The organism is Pseudomonas sp. IT-P395, assembly GCF_949767675.1.
Taxonomy (GTDB): domain Bacteria; phylum Pseudomonadota; class Gammaproteobacteria; order Pseudomonadales; family Pseudomonadaceae; genus Aquipseudomonas.
Window position 1 is genome coordinate 179,366 of the sequence record NZ_CATKPW010000061.1, and the last position, 22,483, is coordinate 201,848.

At 58.3% G+C, this 22,483-nt stretch carries 21 protein-coding genes; 11 read left to right on the forward strand and 10 right to left on the reverse strand.

Annotated features, from left to right (window positions below):
- Nucleotides 1-11 precede the first annotated feature (11 nt).
- Complete coding sequence (locus tag ACM6IN_RS28765; protein WP_414917169.1) at nt 12-1,265, forward strand: MFS transporter; 1,254 nt, start codon at nt 12-14, stop codon at nt 1,263-1,265.
- A gap of 257 nt (nt 1,266-1,522) precedes the next feature.
- On the opposite strand, the gene ACM6IN_RS28770 is transcribed toward ACM6IN_RS28765, so the two are convergent.
- Nucleotides 1,523-2,041 (reverse strand): hypothetical protein, encoded by a 519-nt coding sequence (locus ACM6IN_RS28770; RefSeq protein WP_414917221.1) that lies wholly within the window; start codon nt 2,039-2,041, stop codon nt 1,523-1,525.
- A 237-nt stretch (nt 2,042-2,278) separates the two neighbouring features.
- Between ACM6IN_RS28770 and ACM6IN_RS28775 the strand changes: the two genes are divergently transcribed.
- A complete protein-coding gene (locus ACM6IN_RS28775) occupies nt 2,279-3,091 on the forward strand; it encodes a DUF1206 domain-containing protein (RefSeq protein WP_414917170.1) in 813 nt (270 codons plus the stop codon).
- A 134-nt stretch (nt 3,092-3,225) separates the two neighbouring features.
- Complete coding sequence (locus ACM6IN_RS28780; RefSeq protein WP_007913263.1) at nt 3,226-4,128, forward strand: bestrophin family protein; 903 nt, start codon at nt 3,226-3,228, stop codon at nt 4,126-4,128.
- Nucleotides 4,129-4,171: 43 nt separating this feature from the next.
- Here the strand turns inward: ACM6IN_RS28780 and ACM6IN_RS28785 are convergent, their stop codons facing one another.
- Both ACM6IN_RS28785 and solA read right to left on the reverse strand, forming a co-directional pair.
- A complete protein-coding gene (locus ACM6IN_RS28785) occupies nt 4,172-4,909 on the reverse strand; it encodes a MetQ/NlpA family ABC transporter substrate-binding protein (protein ID WP_259740574.1) in 738 nt (245 codons plus the stop codon).
- Nucleotides 4,910-4,947: 38 nt separating this feature from the next.
- Nucleotides 4,948-6,126, reverse strand: a complete 1,179-nt coding sequence (solA, locus tag ACM6IN_RS28790) for an N-methyl-L-tryptophan oxidase (RefSeq protein ID WP_414917171.1) — start codon at nt 6,124-6,126, stop codon at nt 4,948-4,950.
- A gap of 373 nt (nt 6,127-6,499) precedes the next feature.
- Between solA and ACM6IN_RS28795 the strand changes: the two genes are divergently transcribed.
- Nucleotides 6,500-8,905: a glucose/quinate/shikimate family membrane-bound PQQ-dependent dehydrogenase gene (locus ACM6IN_RS28795; protein WP_123375286.1), complete on the forward strand. Its 2,406-nt coding sequence runs from the start codon at nt 6,500-6,502 to the stop codon at nt 8,903-8,905.
- A 105-nt stretch (nt 8,906-9,010) separates the two neighbouring features.
- Nucleotides 9,011-10,309: a carbohydrate porin gene (locus tag ACM6IN_RS28800; protein WP_414917172.1), complete on the forward strand. Its 1,299-nt coding sequence runs from the start codon at nt 9,011-9,013 to the stop codon at nt 10,307-10,309.
- A gap of 63 nt (nt 10,310-10,372) precedes the next feature.
- Here the strand turns inward: ACM6IN_RS28800 and ACM6IN_RS28805 are convergent, their stop codons facing one another.
- Complete coding sequence (locus ACM6IN_RS28805) at nt 10,373-10,624, reverse strand: hypothetical protein (RefSeq protein ID WP_007913274.1); 252 nt, start codon at nt 10,622-10,624, stop codon at nt 10,373-10,375.
- A 176-nt stretch (nt 10,625-10,800) separates the two neighbouring features.
- A complete protein-coding gene (locus ACM6IN_RS28810; RefSeq protein ID WP_123375288.1) occupies nt 10,801-11,448 on the reverse strand; it encodes a hydrolase in 648 nt (215 codons plus the stop codon).
- A 178-nt stretch (nt 11,449-11,626) separates the two neighbouring features.
- Between ACM6IN_RS28810 and ACM6IN_RS28815 the strand changes: the two genes are divergently transcribed.
- The 3 genes from ACM6IN_RS28815 to ACM6IN_RS28825 all read left to right on the forward strand — a co-directional run bounded on the left by ACM6IN_RS28815 (nt 11,627) and on the right by ACM6IN_RS28825 (nt 13,850).
- Complete coding sequence (locus ACM6IN_RS28815; RefSeq protein ID WP_414917173.1) at nt 11,627-12,550, forward strand: LysR family transcriptional regulator; 924 nt, start codon at nt 11,627-11,629, stop codon at nt 12,548-12,550.
- Nucleotides 12,551-12,581: 31 nt separating this feature from the next.
- Nucleotides 12,582-13,043, forward strand: a complete 462-nt coding sequence (gene alaE, locus ACM6IN_RS28820) for an L-alanine exporter AlaE (protein ID WP_414917174.1) — start codon at nt 12,582-12,584, stop codon at nt 13,041-13,043.
- A gap of 525 nt (nt 13,044-13,568) precedes the next feature.
- Nucleotides 13,569-13,850: a hypothetical protein gene (locus ACM6IN_RS28825; protein ID WP_150649290.1), complete on the forward strand. Its 282-nt coding sequence runs from the start codon at nt 13,569-13,571 to the stop codon at nt 13,848-13,850.
- A gap of 99 nt (nt 13,851-13,949) precedes the next feature.
- On the opposite strand, the gene ACM6IN_RS28830 is transcribed toward ACM6IN_RS28825, so the two are convergent.
- The 3 genes from ACM6IN_RS28830 to ACM6IN_RS28840 all read right to left on the reverse strand — a co-directional run bounded on the left by ACM6IN_RS28830 (nt 13,950) and on the right by ACM6IN_RS28840 (nt 18,855).
- The gene (locus tag ACM6IN_RS28830) at nt 13,950-16,655 is read right to left on the reverse strand and encodes an AAA domain-containing protein (RefSeq protein WP_414917175.1); all 2,706 of its coding nucleotides are present in this window, start codon (nt 16,653-16,655) and stop codon (nt 13,950-13,952) included.
- Between the two features lie 164 nt (nt 16,656-16,819).
- Nucleotides 16,820-17,206 carry a DUF5329 domain-containing protein gene (locus ACM6IN_RS28835; RefSeq protein ID WP_414917176.1) on the reverse strand — a complete coding sequence of 129 codons (387 nt, stop codon included), beginning with the start codon at nt 17,204-17,206 and terminating at the stop codon, nt 16,820-16,822.
- Between the two features lie 77 nt (nt 17,207-17,283).
- Nucleotides 17,284-18,855 (reverse strand): phospholipase D family protein, encoded by a 1,572-nt coding sequence (locus ACM6IN_RS28840; RefSeq protein ID WP_414917177.1) that lies wholly within the window; start codon nt 18,853-18,855, stop codon nt 17,284-17,286.
- 29 nt (nt 18,856-18,884) lie between these two features.
- Between ACM6IN_RS28840 and ACM6IN_RS28845 the strand changes: the two genes are divergently transcribed.
- The gene (locus tag ACM6IN_RS28845) at nt 18,885-19,166 is read left to right on the forward strand and encodes a hypothetical protein (RefSeq protein ID WP_414917178.1); all 282 of its coding nucleotides are present in this window, start codon (nt 18,885-18,887) and stop codon (nt 19,164-19,166) included.
- 46 nt (nt 19,167-19,212) lie between these two features.
- On the opposite strand, the gene ACM6IN_RS28850 is transcribed toward ACM6IN_RS28845, so the two are convergent.
- Both ACM6IN_RS28850 and ACM6IN_RS28855 read right to left on the reverse strand, forming a co-directional pair.
- Complete coding sequence (locus ACM6IN_RS28850) at nt 19,213-19,947, reverse strand: SDR family oxidoreductase (protein ID WP_414917179.1); 735 nt, start codon at nt 19,945-19,947, stop codon at nt 19,213-19,215.
- Between the two features lie 181 nt (nt 19,948-20,128).
- Nucleotides 20,129-21,073, reverse strand: a complete 945-nt coding sequence (locus ACM6IN_RS28855) for a helix-turn-helix domain-containing protein (RefSeq protein WP_414917180.1) — start codon at nt 21,071-21,073, stop codon at nt 20,129-20,131.
- 219 nt (nt 21,074-21,292) lie between these two features.
- Between ACM6IN_RS28855 and ACM6IN_RS28860 the strand changes: the two genes are divergently transcribed.
- Entirely contained in the window at nt 21,293-22,057 is a 765-nt protein-coding gene (locus tag ACM6IN_RS28860) for an SDR family NAD(P)-dependent oxidoreductase (protein ID WP_414917181.1), read from the forward strand.
- Between the two features lie 167 nt (nt 22,058-22,224).
- On the forward strand, nt 22,225-22,482 hold the full coding sequence (locus ACM6IN_RS28865) for an Atu4866 domain-containing protein (RefSeq protein WP_414917182.1): 258 nt from the start codon (nt 22,225-22,227) through the stop codon (nt 22,480-22,482).
- Nucleotide 22,483 lies beyond the last annotated feature (1 nt).

Sequence of the window (22,483 nt, forward strand, 5' to 3'; positions counted from 1 at the left end):
GAAGTCACCCATTGAGTACATTTCGAAAGTATCTTTGCCTGGACTTGTTACTTTGGATCTACCTCGGTTGCTGGAATACCACGCTACCGCTGATCATCGTGCAGCGAGGAAGCCTGCTGGAGCTGGCCGCCTACGAAACCGCGCTCGCACTCGCGGCTATCATTTCAATGTTGTGCCTGGCGCCGCGTGTTGAGTCGATGCGCCGCAGTACGGCGCTCAAGGTAGGCTGTTTTGCGATCTTGATGGCCAGCGTATTGCGCTACTTTTTTGCCGCAAACTGGTACTCCCTTCATGCGCTGATAGTGATCGATGTGATCGCTGCATCAGCATTTGGAATGATCCAGCCTCTCTTGGGTATCTATCCTGCGGAAACCGTTGATAAACATCGTACGGACGCTGCATTTCGCGTCCGGCGCATCGTTGTTACTGTCGGCCGGATTGCTGGACCTTTGTTGGCGGGTATCGTAATTACGGTTTATTCACTGGAAATCTCGCTGCTATTCGTGTCGATAGTGGGATTACTCATTGTGGTTTTAGCCATGGCGTTACCGGTGAGTGCAGCCCCTTCCCTGCAACCCGGAAAATCATCAGCCGATCTTGTTAATGACATGCTCTTGGGGCTTAAACTCAAATGCGTTCTACCGCCAGAACAATTTTTGACGTTTTCCGGATTACTGCTTGGTCTGGCCGTTACCGCGACCGTACCGATGCTGGTGCCAGCGCTCATACACACCCGGGGTCTAGCTGAAGGTAGCGTTGGCCTGTTCAATGCGGTATTCGCGGGTGGAGCTGTTGCAGGCTTGTTCTTTTTAAGCCCGCTGATTACCAAAAAGGAAAATCAGCGCGACAAGTATCTTGGATGTTGGGCCCTATTAACGTTTGCACTCTGTGCCGCGACGCAAGCCGACGAAATCTGGCAGTTGAGTACTTGCCTGTTTTTCGCCGGGGCAGCGAGTGCATGCATTACGATGGTCGGAATGGACAAGAGGCTCATGTCGATCCCCTCCGGCGTACGCGTACGACTGATGGCATCCACATTAGTGATCAGTCAGCTAGGAAGTTCGGTTTCATTCATGATGACGGGCGCCATCATGTCCAGATCCGGCGCGACCAGTTTGATGTGGCTTTATCTCGGGGTATTTCTGGTTATCGTCATATATTCCATGCGATCAAAAAAGATATGGCACTTCCTGGATGATGACGCTGAGTCAGAGCTGTATTACGCGAAAAACCATCCGAAACTGGCTGCGATCATGAGTCCATGAAATTCGGTTGAGATATTGCTCACTCAAGGCGTCGATGTCCTGGAGAAGTCACTCAAGGTACTCAGCCCTGGCGACCAACTGATTCCATTTCTGGGCCAACGACCGGGCAATTCGCACGGGAGCCAGGGTTGTCCCAGTGTTCATTATCCGGCGTGGAGGAATTGATTCCACAAGCGACCTTTGTGCGAATGCATAAAAAAGGGCGCCTTTTCAGACGCCCTCTTTATTTACAGTGGGTGTTGCAGAGAAATAGCGGATCAGTGTGATTTCTTTGCTGTCGACGCTCCAGCTTTGCTCAACCCTTTCGAATTGTGATCCCCTGGTGTCGTGTCGGAGATGGCAGTCGCTTTGGTCACGCCGCGCGTATCTTTGGAATGGGCGACGCCTGAAGTCGTTGAGCCGTGACCGCTGTCACCATTGCGATCACTGCCATAGTGGTTCCCGCTTTCGCCATGGTCGCGTACGGCTTTGCCGGCATGATCACTACTGAGCCCATCGCCACGCCCATTGCTATTGGCACTGCCGTGATCTGAGCCGCCATGACCGCCGCCCGTACCGCCGCCGTGGCCACCGCCGTTACCACCACCATTGCCGCCGCCGTTGCCACCACCGCCGCCATTGCCACCACCACCACCACCACCACCACCACCACCACCACCACCGTCCTTCGCGTAGGCAGAGTTCATGACAGAGATGTCAGCAGGGAGTAATGGGGCGGCTGCAAGCATCATGGCGCAGGACATGACAGCAAGGAGACTCTTATTCTTCAAAAGCATGATTGCTTCCATAGGGTTGATTTCGCGAAAGTTAAGACGCAATCCGCCCCTTATGGTTCAAGTCCTGCGACAGACGGAAGTCACTGTGCAGGCCCGATTCTGGGGGCAGCGAGTATGACTTGAGCAGGGCTCGCAGGACGTTCTCGATCTCTAAGCCCCTGCAGTGTTTTGACGGCTCATAGAACCCCTCCCGGCAAGAAGGGTCTGCTCTCCTATGACCTCTCAGGAATACGTCCCATGTCCGCGCAACACAACCTTGTCATCCTCGCTCGGGGAGGCTACGCCGCCCGGGGAATGCTGTATTTGATCATCGGTATCTTCGCGTTGCTCGCAGCTCATGACTCGACCAAACCAAAGGACAGCCACAAGAGTCTGAAGGCGTTGCTAAGCCAGCCATTCGGCTATTTTCTGGTGGGACTTGTTGTGGCGGGACTGCTGTCATTCGCCGCCTGGCGTGTCCTGCAGGCCACGCGCGATGTCGATCATCACGGCAAAAAACTCAAAGGTCTGGTGATTCGCACAGGGCTGTTTGTCGGAGGCTTGGTCAACGGTGCTCTGGCGTTCTTCGCATTGGGCCTGCTCATCAGCGGGATTAAAAGCTCGGGCAATTCCGCAGGACAAACCAAAGACTGGCTGGCGCATCTGCTGTCCTGGGAACACTCGAACTGGCTGGTGTACCTGATCGCCCTCGTTCCGCTTGGGGTCGGCATTGCTCACATCTTCAAGGGATGGAAAGCGTCGTTCGAGAAGTATTTCGAGGCCGACGAGGATGTCATGCGCTACGTCCGCCCGGTCTCCCGGTTTGGTCTGATCGCGCGCGGAGTGGTGTTTATCGAGATTGCATTGCTGCTGGCGGTCAGCGGTTCCACCTATCAAGCCATGGATCCACCTGGAATGAAGGAAGCGCTCGATGCGCTGCAGAATATGCCCGCTGGCTGGCTGATCTTGATGGTGATGGCGTTGGGGCTGATTGCCTTCTCGGTCTACAGTTTGTCGGAAGCTTTCTGGCGCAAGATCAATATGGATGTGCCGGGCGTAGCGAGAACGTAAGGTGTAACGCCTTTAGCGATGATCACCCCGGACTAGTCGAGACGCCGATTGCCAGACTATTGACCGAACCTTTCCCCCGAAAACAGCGTCCGAGCTAAGGCGTTAACGCTTACCGCTCACCACGAGGTTTCCGTTTGAAAGCAGCCATCGTCAGAAAATACCGTTTGATCATCAAGACTCTGGGTTATGTCGGCTGGGCGTTGTTCTGGCTGCTGCTCTGGGACATCGCCGTCACCGTCGACTTCATGCTGTTCCTCAACGCCAAGCTGAACCTGCCATTGATGCCCCTGACCTTATTGGGTTCGGCATTGATCGTGCTGATCAGTTTCCGCAACAGCAGCGCTTACAACCGTTGGTGGGAAGCACGCACGTTGTGGGGGTCGATGATCAACAATTCACGCAGCTTCGCCCGCCAGGTGCTGACGCTGCTGGATGATCCCGATGGCGAGGTCAATCCGGTCAAGTCGACCCTGTTGCGCCGCCACGTCGCTTATGTGAATTGCCTCGCCGCGCATCTGCAAGGCCAGCCTTGCCCTGAGGAAGTCCGCGCGTTTATTCCCGCCGATGAGTTTGCCCGCAGCGGCACCACCAACAACTTTGCCAATGACATCCTCACCGGTTCCGCGACTTTGCTCGCTCGGGAATACAAGGCCGGACGTCTGGACAGCATTCGCCTGGCGCGGCTGGAATCGACGCTGGTGGACCTGTCCAACAGCCAGGGTGGCATGGAGCGGATTGCCAATACGCCGCTGCCCTACCCTTATGTGTATTTTCCACGGCTGTTTATTTCGCTGTTCTGCCTGATCGTGCCCGTCGGGCTGGTGGAGTCTTTGGGCTGGTTCACGCCGTTGGCCTCGACCGTGGTCGGTTTTATGCTGCTGGCCATCGAACGCATCGGCACCGACCTGCAAAGTCCGTTTCGCCACAGCGAGCACCAGATTCAGATGGAAGCGCTGTGTGAAACCATCGAAAAAAACCTGCAGTCGATGCAGCGTGATTCCTTGGGCGATGTGCGCAGGTTTGAAGAGATCGCTTGAGGATGTCGGGAGCCGTCAGCATGTCTGGCGGCTCCCGACGGCGTCAGAACGCCGGCACCACATCACCGTGATAACGCTCAAGAATGAACTGCTTCACTTGCGGTGAGTTAAGCAATGCGCCGAGTTTCTGCACCGCCGGCGCGTTGGCCTTGTCGCGACGCACGTACAGGTAATTGGCGTACGGCGATTCCGAACTTTCGATAAACAGCGCGTCTTTGTGCGGCACCAGTTTGGCTTCCAGCGCGTAGTTGGCGTTGATCAACGCCATGTCGACCTGATTCAACACCCGCGGCAGCATAGCCGCTTCGAGCTCCTGGAACTTCAGATGCTTGGGATTGCTGACGATATCCAGGCGCGTGGCCATGATGTTGTCAGGATCCTTCAGGGTGATCAGGCCTTGTTTGGCGATCAGCAGCAGCGCCCGACCGGAGTTGGTCGGGTCGTTGGGAATGGCAATGGTCGCGCCGTCCTTGAGTTCGCTGATGTTTTTGATCTTCTTCGAGTAGGCACCGAACGGTTCGATGTGCACGGCGACGATCGGCACTTGATCGCTGCTCGGGCGGTCTTTTTTGTAGGCTTCGTAATACGGTTTGCTCTGGAAGTAATTGGCGTCGAGCAAGCCTTCATCCGTCTGCCGGTCGGGCTGGATGTAGTCAGAGAAGACTTTGACATCCAGCGTCACCCCTTCCTTGGCCAGCTCCGGCTTCAAGAACTCGAGAATCTCGGCGTGGGGCACAGGCACCACGGCGATTTTCAGGGTTTCGGCAGAGGCATTGCCCATGGCGGCGACCAGCAGTGCTACGGAGAGCGCGAAGCGTTTCACGATAGTTTTCCTTCGAAGCGTTTTAGGGAGAAAGAGGACAGATCCAGGTCGCTCGAGCCGCGCATGCACCACTGGGCAAATGCTTCGCCGAGCGCGGCGGAATGTTTGAAGCCGTGCCCGGAGCACGCAGAGACGAACAGGGTGTGTTGCAGCGACGGATGCTCGTCGATGATGAAATGCCGGTCTGGCGTCACGGTGTAGGCGCAGACCGCCGACTTGAGCACTGTCGAGGTCACGCCGGCGATGCGATCGTGTACCTGGTGCTCGTACATGTCCTGCGCTTCGGCCGCTGAAACCGTGCGATCGATGGCCTGCGCTGACGTTGAGGTGTGGTACTGCGCGGTGGCGATTTTCATGCTGCTTTCGCCGGTTAGCGCGGGAAAGCCGTAGTTGATTTTGTCGTCACCGCGACCGTGGGTGAAGATGAACGTCGGTGAGTGGCCGACCAGTCCGGCGTTCTCTTCCAGCTCGAACCAGAACAGCTTTTGTCGGTAAACGCTGAGCAAATTCTCATACGGCTCACCGAGCCATTCGTCGTTCCAGTTGCCTGCGCTGATCACCAGTTTGTCGGCGCGTAGCGTGCGCTGGTTGGTCGAGACCGTGACCTCTGCTTCGTTTGAGCTGATCGCCGTAACGGTCTCGCCTTTATAAAGCGTCGCACCGTGTTGCTCGGCCAGTTTGAGCTGCACATCGATGCAGCGCTCCGGGCGCACGAAGCCGCCACCCGGTTCGAAATAGCCGATGGCCGAGTCGTGCACGTTGGCGAATTGTGGGAAGCGCTGGCGAATCTGTTCGGCGGACAGGACTTCGTGCTCGATGCCGTAGGTTTGCGCCAGGCCGATGGTGCGCAGGGTGAAGTCGGTCTGATCTTCAGGATCGAATTCGGCGCTCGACGTCAGCACCAGCAACCCCGATTGCTCGAACAGCGATTCCCCGGTCAGGGCCTCCAGCTCACGCCAGATGCGATGAGAATTGCGCACGATCGGCACATATTGCGCGCCCTCGCCGACCGAAAGCCGGGTGATTCGAGTATCGCCATGGCTGGAACCGAGGTTGTGCGGCGGGTGATGACGATCAATACCGACAACGTTCACCCCCGCTTTCGCCAGCTGATAAACCGTTGCTGCGCCCATCGCTCCCAAGCCCAGAACCACCACCTCACATCGCTCGGACATAAATAGCCACCTATCAAAAAGGCGCAAGTTGAGCGGTAAACCGTGGCGAATTCCAAGATTAAAAAAGCATATCCATATAGCTCAGCGCATCCATTGACCGCTCTGGGTCGGGCTACCTGGCGGTTATTCGTCGCATTTACAACCCCGCGCAAATGAATTACGCCTGAGGGCGCGGCATCCGATATCTGTCACAAATCACAATCAATCTGACAGAACAGCGATTCTTGTGCGCATTTCGACAGACATTTCCACATCTGAGTCCTCTGCAGGCGCGAGCCGAAACCTCGAACTACGCTTCACGTTGAAATTTGTGATTTAACTAGGTAGTTACCTAACTATATAATGCGCGCCTCATTTCAACGGGACACTCAACGTGAAGCAGAGTCAACGCCTCTCGGGCATATCAAAATTCATTCTGATCGGGCTGGGCGTCGTCATCGCCCTGCTCGGCTTGGCGCTGGCTGCGGGCGGCGTGAAGTTGGTCAGCCTGGGAGGCTCGTGGTACTTCCTGGTGGGTGGCTTGGTCATGGCCGTTTCCGGTCTGCTGATCGCGCGCTTCAAGCCTGCCGGCGCGTGGCTGTTTGCCGCGTTCCTGGTCGGAACTGCGATCTGGGCGGTGAGCGATGCCGGGCTGGTGTTCTGGCCGGTGTTCTCGCGCCTGTTCATGTTCAGTGTGATCGGCCTGGTCGTGGCGCTGGTTTATCCGCTGCTCAAGCGTGCCAACGGTGGTGTTGCCGGTCGCGGCGCTTACGCTGTGGCTGCGGTGCTGGCGGTCGGCGTGGTTGTAGCGGCCGGCAATATGTTTGTCGCCCATCCAACCGTGGCGGCAACCGGCACTGGCCCGGGCCTGACTCCGGTCGAGCCGGACAAGGCGCAAAAGGACTGGGCGCACTACGGTAATACCGAAGGCGGTAGCCGCTTCGCTGCGCTGGACCAGATCAACCGCAGCAACGTCGACAAGCTGAAAGTCGCGTGGACCTACCACACCGGTGACGTCGCCGAGAGCGATGGCAACGGCGCCGAAGACCAGCTCACCCCGCTCCAGGTCGGCAACAAGGTGTTCATCTGCACCCCGCACAACAACCTGATTGCCCTCGATGCCGACACCGGTAAAGAGCTGTGGAAGAACGCGATCAACGCTCAGTCGAAAGTCTGGCAGCGTTGCCGTGGCATGGCCTATTTCGACGCCACCAAAGCGATTGCTCAGCCGAGCAACTCGTCGATCATCGAAGCCAAGCCTGCGCCGGCCGCCAACTGCCAGCGTCGTCTGCTGACCAACACCATCGATGCCCGTTTGATCGCGGTCGATGCTGACACTGGCGAGTTCTGCCAGGGTTTCGGCAACAACGGTCAGGTAGATCTGAAGGCTGGCCTGGGTGATGTCCCGGACAGCTACTATCAGCTGTCGTCCGCGCCGCTGATGGCCGGTACCACTGTGGTAGTTGGCGGTCGCGTAGCTGACAACGTGCAAACCGACATGCCCGGCGGCGTGATCCGTGGTTTCGACGTGATGACCGGCGCCATGCGTTGGGCGTTCGACCCGGGCAATCCGCAGGATAAAAACGCACCGGCCGACGGCAGCACTTATGTGCGCAGCACGCCGAACAGCTGGGCGCCGATGTCCTATGATCCGGCAACCAACACCGTTTTCCTGCCGATGGGCAGCTCGTCGACCGACATCTATGGTGTCGAGCGCAGCAAACTCGATCACACCTACGGCGCTTCGATCCTCGCGCTGGACGCCACGACTGGCGCTGAACGCTGGGTATTCCAGACCGTGCACAACGACCTCTGGGACTTCGACCTGCCGATGCAGCCGAGCCTGATCGACTTCACCAAAGACGGCAAAAGCATTCCGGCGCTGGTCATTGGCACCAAGGCCGGGCAGATTTACGTGCTCGACCGTGCAACCGGCAAACCGCTGACCGACGTGAAAGAAGTGCCGGTCAAAGCGGCGAACATCCCGAACGAACCGTACTCGCCTACTCAGCCGAAATCGGTAGGCATGCCAGAAATCGGTGCTCAGCACCTGACCGAATCGGACATGTGGGGCGCCACTCCGTACGATCAGTTGCTCTGCCGCATCGACTTCAAAGGCATGCGTTACGACGGTCTGTACACCGCACCGGGTACCGATAAATCGCTGAGCTTCCCGGGTTCGCTGGGTGGCATGAACTGGGGCAGCATTTCCACTGACCCGGTGCACGGTTTCATCTTCGTCAACGACATGCGTCTGGGCCTGTGGATTCAGATGATCCCGTCGCAAAACAAAGGCCAGGCCGCTGGCGGTGGCGAAGCACTGAACACCGGCATGGGCGCCGTACCGCTGAAAGGCACGCCTTACGCCGTGAACAAAAACCGCTTCCTGTCGGTAGCCGGCATTCCTTGCCAGGCGCCGCCGTTCGGCACGCTGACTGCCATTGACATGAAGACCCAGAAAGTTGCTTGGCAGGTTCCGGTCGGCACTGTTGAAGACACCGGTCCACTGGGCATCCGCATGCACCTGCCGATCAAGATCGGTCTGCCAACCCTCGGCGGCACCCTGTCGACCCAAGGTGGTTTGATCTTCATCGCCGGCACTCAGGACTTCTACCTGCGTGCGTTCAACAGCGGCAACGGTGAAGAAGTCTGGAAAGCACGTCTGCCGGTCGGCAGTCAGGGCGGCCCGATGACCTATGTTTCGCCGAAAACCGGCAAGCAATACATCGTCATCACCGCCGGTGGTGCGCGTCAGTCGACCGATCGCGGCGACTACGTGATGGCTTACGCCCTGCCGTAAACCACTGCGTCCACGTTAAACGCGGACGCTTGCTTTAAGCGCGGCACCTTCGGGTGCCGCGCTGCTTTCCCCCCTATTGCTCAAGTTTTCTGCAGGAAGATTTACATGCTATCGGCTGTTCGTTTTTCGCGTTCCGACCTGTTCAAAGGCCTGTTGCTGGGCGTCGCGTGCACCACTACCCTCCCCGCGCTGGCCGACAACGATTCCGATCTGTTGACCCGCAGCACTCTCACCGGTGACTGGGGTGGCTTGCGTCACCAGATGGATGAACAAGGCATCAAGTTCACCGGCGATTACAGCGGTGAAATGGCTTACAACGCCGACGGCGGCCTGCACCGCTCGGCGCGTTACTCGCAGAACATCAAGCTCGGCGTGCAGTTCGATCTGAGCAAACTGTACGGCGTCGACAATGCCGGCAAGGTCCAGTTGACTATCAACGACCGTCGCGGCAACAGCGCTTCGGAAGATCTCGTCGGCAACCGTCTGCCGATTCAGGAAAACTACGGCGGCCTGTACACGCGCCTCACCGAATTGAGCTACGAGCGCAGCCTGTTTACCCCGGCGCTCAACGTGAAGCTCGGTTACATGGCCATGGGCAACGACCTCGGTGGCCTCGACAGCGGCATTCTGTGCAACTTCATGAACGCCGGTTTCTGCGGCCATCCGCTGAACATGTCCGGCGGTAGCGGCTGGACCAACTACCCCAACGCCCACCTCGGTGTGCGGGTGAAATACGACCTGTCGTCCTCGTGGCAACTGCGCGTGGCCGCGTTCAACGTCGATCCGGAAAGTAACGGCAACTCCAGTCGCGCCTGGCACCTTGGGCCAAAACACACCACCGGCACCGTGGTGCCGATCGAGTTGGTGTACAAACACGCAGGCACCCTGCCCGGCGAATACAAGCTCGGCTACTACTACGACAGCTCCGACGTAAAGCGCATCGGCAGCGACGACGAAGTCTCCGGCCGTGGCGGTCATTACCTGCTGATCGATCAGGCGGTCTGGAACTCGCCAACTTCCGAAGGCCGCAGCCTGCATGCATTCGGCCAATACTCGGCGGCCAGCGAAGCGGCTTCGCCGTTCAGCAAGTGGTACGGCACCGGCGTGGTTTTGTACAAACCGTTCGAAGGTCGCCCGCGTGACACCGTCGCGCTGGGTTACGGACGCGCCGTGCCTAACCCGCGCAGCCGCGACGTGCTGCAGGACGCCGCATTGAACAACGGCACGGCGTTCCCGAACCTGGACAGCGCCGAGCAATTGATCGAACTCGGCTACGGTTATCAGGCCACGCCTTGGCTGACCCTGCGACCGAATGTGCAGTACATCATCGAGCCGGGCGCGTTCTCCGGGCAGGACATCGACAATGCACTGGTGTTTGGTTTGCAGGTGAAAGCGGCGCTCTGATACCCCGAATAGCAGGCAATAAAAAACCCGGTTCGAATGCCGGGTTTTTTATTGTATTCAAGATCACTTTTTCTTTTTAGCCGGCTTGTCAGCCTTCTTCGAATCTTTGGCCTTCTCAGGCTTGCTATCGGCTTTCTTGGCAGATTTCTTCGGCTCGGCGTCTTTCTTCTTGTCTTTCTTGTCCTTGTCGGAGGACTTCGAAAGCGCCGAAGCCGCTGCTGATTTCTTCGCAGGTGACGACTTTTTGTCCTTCAAATCCTTGCTGGCTTTCGAAGCGTCAGCTTTGTCTTTGCTTTTCTTTTCGTCTTTAGCCACGTTGACCACCTCTCGGAGTGTGCCGGAATTGGCACATCGCCTGTGCGATTGACCACAAGCTAATCATTAGGCGAGCAGGTCCTACAGCGGTTCAGATTATTTTCAGGCGTTCGAAACAGGCCAAATGAAGGCAGCGCCGGCGATTGCCAGCGCCACCTTTAACAACGGCCCGTTACTCAGGCCTTGTTGCCAGCCTCTTGCAGCGCCTTTTCAGCATTGAATCCGTCGAAGTTTTCGAACACGCCCATAAAGCCCGGCACAGTCACCTCTCGCGCCCAGTCGCGCTGCAGTTCGCAGTACATCTGCACCCGGCTGATCAGCTTCGCACCTGCCTGTTCCATTCTGCGCAACGCCGCCTCGTGCGCGGCCAGCGACGTGCCGCCCACCGCATCGATCGGCACATAAACCTCATAGCCTTCCTGGATCGCGTCGAGCACCGGGAAGGTCAGACAGGCTTCAGTCCACAGCGCGGTCATGATCAGTTTCTTGCGCCCGAGCGCTTTGACTGCCTGCTTGAACTCGGTGTCCTCCCAACTGTTGATCGACGTGCGGTCATAGGTGGGCAGATGGCCGAGCACCGCCTGCAACTCTTGAATCGGCGGTTTGTTGCGCCCGGTCGCGACATTCACGGTCGAGTGGATGATCGGCAGGTTGTAGTTGACCGCCGCCTTCGCAACGCTGGTGATGTTGAAGACCAGTTCATCGCGAGGCATCGAGCGGATCGAAGACACCTGAACCGGTTGATAGTCGATGATGATCAACGCTGAATTCTCGGGCGTCAGCAGTTGATCGGTGTGGGGGTTGCGGATTGCTTCGCTTGCCATTTGCAGGTCCTTTTGTCTGGGTAACGCACGTGGGTGAATCGGCCGGAGCCCGTGCGGTTTGTGATTCCAGAACGCACGCGAGTGACGCCGTGCCTGGAAAACCCATTGTGCTGTTCCCCTATTCGCGGCAGTAGTAGCATCCCGAGGCGAACTGTGTCGCGCCAAGGGGAACGCGAAAATGGATATCGAAGAACTGCAAACCTTCGTCGAAGTAGCGGATGCCGGAGGTATTTCACAGGCTGCGCTGCGGCTCGGGGTCTCGAAATCAATCGTCAGCCGCCGGCTGGCCCGGCTTGAAGCAGAACTGGGCGTGCAACTGCTGGCACGCTCGACGCGCGGCGCATCGCTCACCGAGGCCGGCGCGACGTTCCGCGATTACGCCGCCCGAGTCTGCAGCGAAATCGATATCGCCAGGGAAACCATCCTGCCCGCTGGCGCCCTGCGTGGCCGCCTGCGAGTAGCAGTGCCATTGTCGTTCGGGCCGACGCACTTTGCCCCGGTGCTGGCGGAAATGGCACGCCGTCACCCGCAATTGCACATGCAAACCTGCTACAGCGATCGCTTCGTTGACCTGATTACCGAGGGCTACGATTGCGCCATTCGCGTGGGATATCTGCAGGACTCCAACTTGATCGCAAGGCGTATCGGCCCGGTCTACACCAAGCTCGTCGCAAGCCCGGACTACATCAAAGCCCACGGCGCCCCCGAAACCCCGGACGAACTGCAAGCCCATCAGGCTCTCATGCAAGGCACCGAAGCCTGGCAATTCATGGCGGCTGACAAGGTCATCACGGTTCGCCCGCAAGGACGCTACAAGGCTGACAATGGCACTGCGCTCGCTGCGGCCGCAGTTGCCGGTCTCGGCGTCGCCTACTTGCCCGATTGCCTCACCCACGAGCACATCGCCACGGGTGCACTCGTGCCGATCATGACCAACCATCCACCGCCCCCTGCCGGAGCCTACCTCCTCCGCGCGCCAGGCCCGCATCCCGCGCGCAAGATCCGCGTGCTCACCGAACTGCTGATCGAGTACTTCGGCGAATCTCCGCACCTCGCGGTGCAGCCGCTGTCACATCACGATGAAGCGCCGGCGTTTAACTGAAGAAAGCTGAAGCCATGAAAGGAGAATTGAGGTGCCGCAACGCCTGCAACAGCCAACGCGTCGGACTGCATTTATCGCAGACACCACAGCGCTGATCCTGTTTTTCACCACCACCGGGATCATCAATGAACGTTTGATTGCCGGCATGACGTGGGATCAGGTCCTGCACGCGCGCCTTCTGGGCGCGGCGCTGATGATTCCGGTCGCACGACCTTACGGTGTCTGGCGCGATTGGGTGATGACGCGCGCAGGTCAGGGTCGGGTGTCGAGATTGATATGGGACAGTATTGCTCTGGTCAGTTTTCAGGTGCCGATCTATGCAGCGATCATTGCCTTCAGTGGTGCATCGGGAGAAGGGCTAGTACGCGGCACGCTGGGTGCGGCGGTGATGATGCTGGTGCTGGGTCGACCTTATGGAGCGTTTCTTAACGGGGTGCGGAGGCTATTTGGCTTGCCTCCGGGTGGGGAAAAACCGATGTCGTTGAAGGGCTGAATCAACTGCCGAAAGCAGTCGCTCGAGAAATACCGCCGACGCAGCTTCTTGATGAGCAGAAAACATCTTGCCAGTCCTAAAATCGGGGCGGTGGTTCATGTCCAGCATGTATCTGTGAAAAGACATAGGCAGGGTCTGCCTGGCACCAATATCTGAACAGTAGGCGAGGTTCGGAATCTGCAAAATACTGACTCAGAATGCTTTCGGCGGGGATCGTCAATTGGGGTTCAGGCCATTGCTGAGCTAAAACACCTATGTGTTTGCCCGACGAACAAATAATCCACGTCGCCTCGCCTCCACTGATGGCAGGCAAGTAACCCATACCTTGGATCGCTTCGAACAATGCGCGCAGTGTCAGAGTCGAATCAAGCCCGATTGTTGTCCTGTGACTGTCCAGATCATCCCCTGCATGCACGCTATCCCGATCAATGCCTATGACCAACATGTATGTTCCTTGCTAACGTTGTGCAGTTACTTGAATGCTAGCCCCCCATCGACCTTATACCCCTTCCCCGGCGCGAACCTATGATTGTCCTGCAAGCTGCAAATGGCCATTTACTCATCGAGTTCGGTGAGTTGTCGGATGCTGACTGGAAGGCGCTGGAAAGCAAACTGGTTAATGTCTGGGGCTTTCGACGTGTTGGCGAAGTCGTTGTAGGCCTGGACGAAACAATTTGTCCCGACTTCGAGCGCGCAGATCTGACGCTTGCTGCAGGTTGGGACATCTGGTCAGGGTATCACCTGCTTTCCGAGTGCGCAGCCGGCGACGAGTTCTTGCAAAGAATGTGTGATGAGCTGCAGTTTTGAGTTATCGATTTTTGAGGTTTCAGAGGAAATTTCAGGAACAGACCACATCAAGAAAACATTGGGCCAGACCATCAGAGTTGACGACCTTTGCCCCAGTGCTTATGCGCCATGCAGAGGACTGCCCCACTGCCCGATAAAGTCGCCAATTCTGCGCTGAATATCACTCTCAACTGTCCGCAACCGCAGGATGGGAATGCCACATCTAGCCAGAATCTCATTTTTCATGGCGTCCCGAGCAGCCTGCACAGGTTGGTCGTGGTACCCGCCGTCGACTTCGATCACGCCTATCGGTTGCTTGCCCACTTTGAAATAGATCACGAAATCGCAACTGGCGCGCCGCATGAACGCCCGCTGGGCCTCCGTCCAGTCGAGGCCAGCCGGCGATGCAAGCTTATCCAGTTGGATCTGTGTGTGGTACTTCAGTGCCTGGCACGCCGGGGCGGACAGCGCGTCGCGCAGCAACTGGGCCGCGATCTGTTCGGACTTGTAGCGTGAATCTTCGGGCCGCAGACGGGCGTCCAGGCGCGCGAGGGACTGGTCGTACTCGCGGTACAGCAAGTCGAATGCCGACACCACCGGCGCACGTACGATCTGTTCATCCTGCGCGTAATAGCTGATGTAGCGGATCAACGCCGCGATGTGGCCATTGTTGTCCGTGAATACTTCATCGCCGGTCACCAGGGTGAAGCGATGTTTGGCTCGCGAAACGGCCACGTTGATCATGCGGGGGTCGTCAACAAAATCCAGGCGTGTTCGCGCCTGGTTGTAGCGCTTCTTATCGAGCACGGTGGAGAACACGATCTCGTCGCACTCACGCCCCTGAAACTTGTGCACGGTGTCCTTGACGAAATCCGACGGCAAGTGCGTGCCGGACAGGTTGACTTGTGCCCGGAACGGGGCAATGTAACCGCGCCCTTCGCCGTCCACACCGACGGGTTGCCCCTCCTCTTCAAGCACCTTCAGCAGAGAGTCCAGTTCCCGAAGGTTGGTGTTCTTCCTGGCATGGTTGCCTTTGGCGGTCACCACTAGGCGCAGGGGCTCTTCGCCGTTGTCCTCGGTCATCGGCACCAGTGCATTGTCGTAAAACTGCTGGTTGCAGAACTGAATGATCCGGGGGTGGCAGCGGTAATGTTCTTTCAGCAGGGTTCTGGGCAGCGCGTCCTGGAACACGGCAATGCACGAGTCCAGCAAGCTGTAGCGCTCGCAATCGTAGGCCTCGGCGGGCGCTTGTAGCCCCAGTTTCACGGGGATATGCGGCAACTGGCGGTTGTCACCCACGACGATCAGATTCTTGGCGCAGCCCAGTGGCAGGATACCCGGCACGATGTCCTGCAACGAGGCTTCGTCGATGATCACGTAGTCGAGGACCGCTCCCGGCGCGATCGAATTGACGATGGAGTGCGTGCCGCTGCCCAGAACAGGGAAACGCTGCATAAAGGTATCGAAACGCTCGCAGTAGGTTTTGACATCAAAGCTGTCCGACGGCGGCACCTGAAGTTGCAGATGGCGTTTGAGACGCTGCATCGATGCGGCTATCAGTTCTTTGAGCAGGGCCGTGAAATTCGCGCGCGCCAACGAATCACGGCACGCACGCAACTGCGCCTCCTTGTCTCGTAGCGACTTGTCGTAGTAATGCATTTGCAGTGCATGGAAAACGGCCATGCGCGCCTCGCCGTCGGCGAATGGTCTGGTGCGAAAGATCCTGAATTTGAACAGTAGCTCGACACGGTCTTTGAGATGAATGCGCTGCTCGCCCAGGTAAGCCAGGTAGGCCATGAGGTCCGCAGTCTTGCGTGGTGTCAGGCCGTATTTGTCGAGCGAGCCCGTGGCCTGCACATCGCTTTCTGCCTGCCACTGCTGCAGGTAGCGCCGTTCGATGACCAACTCGTCCAGCTCGATTTGCAGTTGCGCCGCCCTGTTGTGGTCTTGCAGGTGCCGCTTCAAGCGGGCCAGCAACGTCTGGATCTCATCCAGCGACGGTGCCGGCTCGGGCGGGCTTGAAGGCCATGCAGGCAACTCGGCGAAAAAGGCCTTGCGTTTGTCCTGGTTGCCAAGCTTGGCGACCAGGTGGCCCAAGCCGTATTTCTCCAGCTTTTCGTAGACGTTTTCCACGGCAGCATTGTTGTTGGACAACACCGCGACTGTCTGCCCGCGTAACAGAATATTGGCGAGGATGTTGAGGATCGTCTGGGTCTTGCCGGTCCCTGGCGGGCCTTCGATCACGCTGATTTGCGCGCTGAACGCTTGCTCGACTGCCTTAAGCTGACTCTCGTTCACCCCGAACGGATAGATGAGCCCCTGCCCCGGCACCAGCGTGCCGTTGCGTCCCGTACAGTAGGCTTGCAAGGCAGTGCCCGCGAGGGCAGGCAGTTTTTCGAGCTGGCGCAGCACATTGTCGGCAATGTCACGATCACCCTGCGACTTGGCGTGATTCTGTCGGGCTTTCGCCACGGTAGTGAGATAGCGGAAGACCGCCGTGTCCTTCATCGCTGTCGGAGCGGTAAAGCCGATGCCGTCCATTTTGTAGACATAGGGCTTTTTGCTGCCCGGGTAGTGCACGACGGCATAGCGCTCGCCGTAAATCGTAGCGTTGGCAATGGGCTTGGTGCTGCCGCGCTTGTGCAGCAAGGCATTGGTCAACTCGCGGGTGGGCGAAACAAGGCAATTGCTGAGAGGACGGGTGTATTTTTTGCTGGAGGGGTAGTGACAGGTCAGTTGCAGAAATTCGTCCTTGTCGCTCCAGCGAATCGCCCAGTCGCTGATCTTTGCAGTCTTGTCCTCACCATCCACCTGAATCGAAACCATATTCCTCATCCCTGAATGCATGACATCCGGCTTCACCTCGCGCCGGATGCTATTTCTCCTGAAGTGGCCATATTGCCATCATTGCCTACAGGGTCGATAGCCGGTTCATGCGTTAAGTCATGCCGGAATCCTTCACTCGGGCTGTTATTGGACGGCAGACAAGATCACTGCAGGTGCCGCTGCCTCTGCAATTCCCTCTTCAACCAGGTGCCCGCCGGCTCTACGCTCTCTTGGCACCGCACCTCATAGGCACGGCCACTCAGACTGCTTTTGGTGGCGGCGACATCGATGAAATCTTCCGCACTGCTCACCCTGTTTTTGCCTTCCAGATAATCCAGCTTCTGCTGCAGATGCGCCCGAGCACGGGGTCCTGGGTATTCAAGTCCGTTGCGCACAAACTGACACGGGCTGTGTTCGACAAAGTCCAGCAAGGCCTTTATCTCTTGGGCGGCTTGAGGGGTGGTTTGACTCAGCGCCTCCGGAACGATGGCAATAAGGCCGCTGCCCGCAACCACTAGCAACAGACTGAAAAGCCGCATTATGTTGCTCATCCCCCTACCCTCTTTCTGACAGTAAACGCATCAGAATAACCGCCAGCCACTGCCACGGAGCACAGTGGGCATAGCCTCTATAACATCCGCTCCAACCCGATCGTGCTGCTCAGCCACGCATTGAAATGCCGCCACCAACTTCCCGGTTCCTTGGTCAACGTATGCTGTTTGCCGTCATCCTCAGTGACCCAGACCATCTGATTGTTTTCCAGCACGGTGTGGTAACTGAGCGCCGGCGCCATACCTTCCAGGGCCAGTTCACGCACCCTTCCGGCGAGTTGCGGATTATCGACCAGCACCCCGACTTCGGTGTTCCACAAGAGTGAGCGCGAGTCGAAATTGAACGAACCGATAAACGCTTTCTGCTGGTCGAAAATCATCGCCTTGCTGTGCAGGCTGGAGTCGGAACTATTGGAGGATCCGCTGTGAAACAGACGTGGTCCGCCGCCGCTGCCGCCATTGTCACCGGCCTGACGTCGCAACTCGAACAACTGCACACCATGCTCCAGCAAGGTTTGCCGATAAGGCGCGTAAGCACCATGCGCGGCGGGCACATCGGTGGCCTCCAGTGAGTTGGTCAGCAAGCTGATCGACACGCCGGCGTCGGCACGGTCGGTCAAGTACACCACTCCCGGTTGGCCCGGCACCATGTAGGCCGAGATCATGATCAGTTCCTGGGTAACCCCGTTCAGCTCGGGTGCCAACTGGGTGGCCAACAGCAAGTGCGGAGCGGGTTCACCCTTCGCCAAGACCTTGCTCGGTGCATCCCACATCGCTGTGTTCCAGGCCCAGATCAGTTCCTGCCGCCAGACCTGCAGGCGTGGATGCGTGGTGTAAGTCATCAGTTGCTGGTAAAGCGCATGATTCTGCTTGCGCGTTTCCTCCAGGGATTCATCCAGCCGGGTGCGGCTGTTTTTCAGATCCGTGATCGACGGTCTGATCGAGAGAAACTGCTCGATGGGCTTGCTCAGAGCACTGTTCCAATACTGGTCAAAACTATGCCCCAGATGCTCTGCAACCGGGCCGACACTGAGCAGGTCGATGTCTCGGAAGTTCTTGTCGGGCTGCGCATCAAAATACTCATCGCCCAGATTGCGCCCACCAACGATGGCTACGCAGTTGTCTACCACCCACAGTTTGTTGTGCATGCGTCGGTGTTGCTGCGACAGGTCGAACAGCCGGCCCATCGTCCGCGTTACGACGGTGCTGCGGCCCAGGTGCAGGTGCAGCGGGTTGAACACGCGAACTTGAATCCGCGGGTGCGCAGCGAGCGTCGCGATAATCCGGTCGAGGTCATCGCTGGTGGTGTCATCGAGCAAAATCCTCACGCGCACGCCACGGTCGGCGGCGTTCAGCAGTTCGCTCACCAGTATTCGCGTGCTGATGCCGTCGTGGACGATGTAGTACTGCAAGTCGAGGCTGCTTTGCGCGTTGCGAATCAGCTCGGCGCGGGCCGCAAAAGCCTCGGCGCTCTCGGATAACAAACGAAAGCCCGATCGGCCCTGATGAGGAGCGGCCTGGGCCTGGATAGAACGGCCAAACGCCGAATCGCGCGCTGGCATTGCCTGACTGGGTTCATGAGAAACATTGACGGTCGCACAACCGGCAACAAGCAAGACGAGCGTAAACAGCGGCTGTCGGATTTTCACGGAGCGCACTCCGAGGGTGACGATCAGGGATGCCGGATCCCGAAGAACGGCCTGCTGGTTCCCTCCATCACTTTGGTCGTCTCGACCTTGCGCACCGCTTCTTCGATCTGCGGGGTTGTTTCTGGAGCGTAGTTCATCCGCTGTCAATTGCGGGAATTGCCCAAGGTGGAAAAGCGCGTATCAACAGCCAGCGGCCAGAAAAAAACACAACTGGCAAAGCTGATGAAAATGACACCGCAACTCATTTTCGTATCCGCTACGATTTGGCGCCCCATCACCCCGACAGCAACGGGTCCGGAAGCGGCCGTTAATCAACGACCACCTTCGAACCTATACGCACCTTGCTGTCAGGATTAATCAGTGTGGGCTGGCCGTCGGACGAACCACAATTTCACTCACATCGACATCGTCGGGCTGGTCGATGGCATAGGCGAGCGCTCGCGCAATCGCGTCGGCGTTGAGCGCTACTCGCCGAAAGGCTTTCATTTCCTCGCGGGCAACTTCATCGGAAATCGTATCGGCCAGTTCGGACTCGACGACCCCCGGGCACACCACGGTGACGCGGATCTTGTCCGTTTCCTGACGCAGGCCATCCGAGATCGCCCTGACCGCAAATTTGGTCGCGCAGTACACCGCGGCCGTCGGAGATACCGCGAGACCGCCAATCGACGAGATATTGATGACCTGGCCGAAACCTTGCGCCTCCATGTCCGGCAAGACGGCGGCGATACCGTGCAGCACGCCGCGAACGTTGACATCGAGCATCTGGTTCCACTCATCGACCTTCAACGAAGTCAAAGGCGACAGGGGCATCACGCCTGCATTGTTGATGATCACATCGACCTTGCCATGTTGCGTCTTGGCGAATGTCACGAAGGCGTGCATGGATTGCAGATCCGTCACGTCCAGTGCGCAGGCGCTTGCCGACCCACCTTCGGCGTGGATCTCGGCGACCAGTTTGTCCAGACGCTCGGTACGGCGGGCGCCGAGTACCACGTGGGCACCCTTGGCGGCGATCAATCTGGCCGCCGCTTCGCCAATACCACTGCTTGCACCGGTGATCAGGACGACTTTGTTTTGAATGTTCGACATATCCGTAGCTCCTGCTGTCTGTGTTGAAGTTCAGCATCGACCGCTGAAGACACGGGCGTTGCTGCGGGGTACGTCGAAAAGATTAAAGGCACCGGACAGCCCGGCGCGTGCCAAAACCTGCGCAACTTTTGCCTATTCGTGTCTGTGTGCATCACCCGCAAATTTTGTGGCGAACCGGCACTCAAGCACCACGGAACTCGCTGGGCGTTACGCCCACTTCGCGACGAAATACTTGGGAAAAGTGACTGGGGCTGGAGTAGCCAACCTCCAGCCCGACGTCGATAACGCTAAGCCGGGTCTCCAGCAACAAGTGCCGTGCACGAACCATGCGCAAGCGAATGAAGTACTGCGACGGCGATAGCCCCGTCGCACGCTTGAACAGGCGGCTGAAGTGGTACTCGCTCAATTCGGCAAGCCTGGCCAGCTTTGCCAGGCTGAACTCAGCGCTCAGATCCGCACTCATGGCGTCAGTGACTTTGCGCAGCTTATAGGCTTGCAAGGCGTTGAACCGACGCCCGGCCTGGTTTTCAGCGAGATAGCTGCGCAGCAGATGTACGGCCAGCGCCTGTGCCAGAGACCGAACGAACAGCGCACTGGGCGAGCGCTCCACGACCAGTTCGGTGCGCAGCTGCTCCATGACATACGCGACGCGCGCGTCCCGTGCACCGGAAACATCGCGAAATCGAACAGCCCCGGCATGCTCACCCAACAGCTCCCGTGACGCTTGCTCGATCAGCGGCAACCCCAGATAAAGATGCATGACTTCGAAAGTATCGCCGCCGTGCGTCTGCCAGCGCATTTCATAGGGTTCTTCAGAACTGGTCAGGAAAAAATCGCCGGCACTGACCTCTATCGCCTCCCACTCCCCACCCGGCATACGTTCCTCCACCCTCGCCGCCCCCGCCAGTACCAACACGAGCAGCGGTTCCACCACCGCAGGCACGAGAATGGGCTCGATGACGCTGCGATGGGTGAACAGCTGAATCACAACGTCCTTGATTTCCAGGCGCGGTGGAAGCGTCTGCGCATCGCCTGGCAGATATTCACGCATCGACTCCCCAGTGATGCGCAAGTCCTGGCGGGATGTCGACAGTGGCGCCTGGGACGTTCGCCCGTTAGTTGCCATGAACAGGTCCTTTTCATAAGGGAGGCCGGATTGATGATATCGGGCTTTTTCCGCGAGCTGAACCGAGCGGCGAACCGTCCTCATTGATCTTCGGCGCAAAACCCCGACAGCGTGGGCAATCCCGCGAAAGCCGACTTCGCCGCGCTGCGAGACAGTAGGCCCGTCGCCGTTGAAAGACACGGCTTATCCCCCTACTGGATCACAACGCTGGAGAACATCATGACCGCTATCAACAACTGCACCCCGAACGAAGTGGCAGGTAAAGTCGCCCTGGTCACTGGCGCGGCCAGCGGTATTGGCAAAGCCATCGCACTGCTGCTGCATGACCGCGGCGCCAAAGTGATTGCCGAAGATATAAACCCCGAGGTGGCAGCGCTGGCCCGCCCTGGTCTGGTACCACTGGTGGCCGACATCACTCAGGACGGCGCCGCCGAGCGCGCGGTCGCGTTGGCTGTCGAGCACTTCGGTCGGCTGGACATCCTGGTCAATAACGCCGGCATCATCATCAACAAGCTGGTCATCGACATGACTCGCGAGGACTGGGAACGCATTCAGGCGGTCAATGCTACGGCGGCATTCCTGCACAGCCGCGAAGCGGTCAAAGCGATGATGCCCAATAAATCCGGCTCGATCGTCAACATCGCGTCCTACGCCTCCTACTTCGCCTTCCCCACCATTGCCGCCTACACCGCCTCCAAAGGCGCACTCGCGCAACTGACGCGCACGCTGGCGCTTGAGGTCATTGGCCACGGCATCCGCGTTAATGCGGTCGGCGTCGGGGATGTGGTGACCAACATCCTCAACCATGTGGTCGACGATGGCCCTGCATTTCTTGCCCAACATGGCGAAGCCGCGCCAATCGGCCGCGCCGCACAACCAGAAGAAATCGCCGAAGTGGTCGCGTTCATCGCCTCCGACCGTGCCAGCTTCATGGTCGGTTCGGTGGTCATGGCTGACGGCGGCATGACTGTCACGGCCGGGTGAGCCACTGCCTGGAGGAACCGCCGGCAAGCCCGAGAGGATCAGGCAAATCTGCGGCAGTTTTGTCCTGACACCGCTGCGCTCGGCTACGTAATCTGAAAGCACGCAATGGATGCAGCACAGGCCAAGGCAGGCCGCTCGGATTCAATGAGGACTGAGGAGAAAAGCAGATGAAAAATGCCACACAAGCCAAACCTGATCATCGTTACGCAGGCATGTGGGTCACCGCTGATGGCTTCATCCGTCACGAGCTTCTGACCACTGGGCGTTACGACGAGGCCCGTGGTAAAAATAACAGTGCCTGGCAAGGCCGCTACGAAATCGTCGGTGACTACATCCAGTACTGGGACGACACCGGCTTCACCGCTGACGGGCATTTTCATGACGACGTGCTGTATCACGCCGGCATGATCCTCTATCGGCAATGAG

Excerpts from the sequence above, each read along its gene's own strand:
- ACM6IN_RS28770 (WP_414917221.1), bottom strand. The coding sequence starts at position 2,041 with ATGCTTTTGAAGAATAAGAGTCTCCTTGCTGTCATGTCCTGCGCCATG.
- ACM6IN_RS28775 (WP_414917170.1), top strand. The coding sequence starts at position 2,279 with ATGTCCGCGCAACACAACCTTGTCATCCTCGCTCGGGGAGGCTACGCC.
- ACM6IN_RS28785 (WP_259740574.1), bottom strand. The coding sequence starts at position 4,909 with ATGGGCAATGCCTCTGCCGAAACCCTGAAAATCGCCGTGGTGCCTGTG.
- solA (WP_414917171.1), bottom strand. The coding sequence starts at position 6,126 with ATGTCCGAGCGATGTGAGGTGGTGGTTCTGGGCTTGGGAGCGATGGGC.
- ACM6IN_RS28800 (WP_414917172.1), top strand. The coding sequence starts at position 9,011 with ATGCTATCGGCTGTTCGTTTTTCGCGTTCCGACCTGTTCAAAGGCCTG.
- ACM6IN_RS28810 (WP_123375288.1), bottom strand. The coding sequence starts at position 11,448 with ATGGCAAGCGAAGCAATCCGCAACCCCCACACCGATCAACTGCTGACG.
- ACM6IN_RS28815 (WP_414917173.1), top strand. The coding sequence starts at position 11,627 with ATGGATATCGAAGAACTGCAAACCTTCGTCGAAGTAGCGGATGCCGGA.
- ACM6IN_RS28825 (WP_150649290.1), top strand. The coding sequence starts at position 13,569 with ATGATTGTCCTGCAAGCTGCAAATGGCCATTTACTCATCGAGTTCGGT.
- ACM6IN_RS28830 (WP_414917175.1), bottom strand. The coding sequence starts at position 16,655 with ATGGTTTCGATTCAGGTGGATGGTGAGGACAAGACTGCAAAGATCAGC.
- ACM6IN_RS28835 (WP_414917176.1), bottom strand. The coding sequence starts at position 17,206 with ATGAGCAACATAATGCGGCTTTTCAGTCTGTTGCTAGTGGTTGCGGGC.
- ACM6IN_RS28845 (WP_414917178.1), top strand. The coding sequence starts at position 18,885 with ATGCCGGATCCCGAAGAACGGCCTGCTGGTTCCCTCCATCACTTTGGT.
- ACM6IN_RS28850 (WP_414917179.1), bottom strand. The coding sequence starts at position 19,947 with ATGTCGAACATTCAAAACAAAGTCGTCCTGATCACCGGTGCAAGCAGT.
- ACM6IN_RS28855 (WP_414917180.1), bottom strand. The coding sequence starts at position 21,073 with ATGGCAACTAACGGGCGAACGTCCCAGGCGCCACTGTCGACATCCCGC.
- ACM6IN_RS28860 (WP_414917181.1), top strand. The coding sequence starts at position 21,293 with ATGACCGCTATCAACAACTGCACCCCGAACGAAGTGGCAGGTAAAGTC.
- ACM6IN_RS28865 (WP_414917182.1), top strand. The coding sequence starts at position 22,225 with ATGAAAAATGCCACACAAGCCAAACCTGATCATCGTTACGCAGGCATG.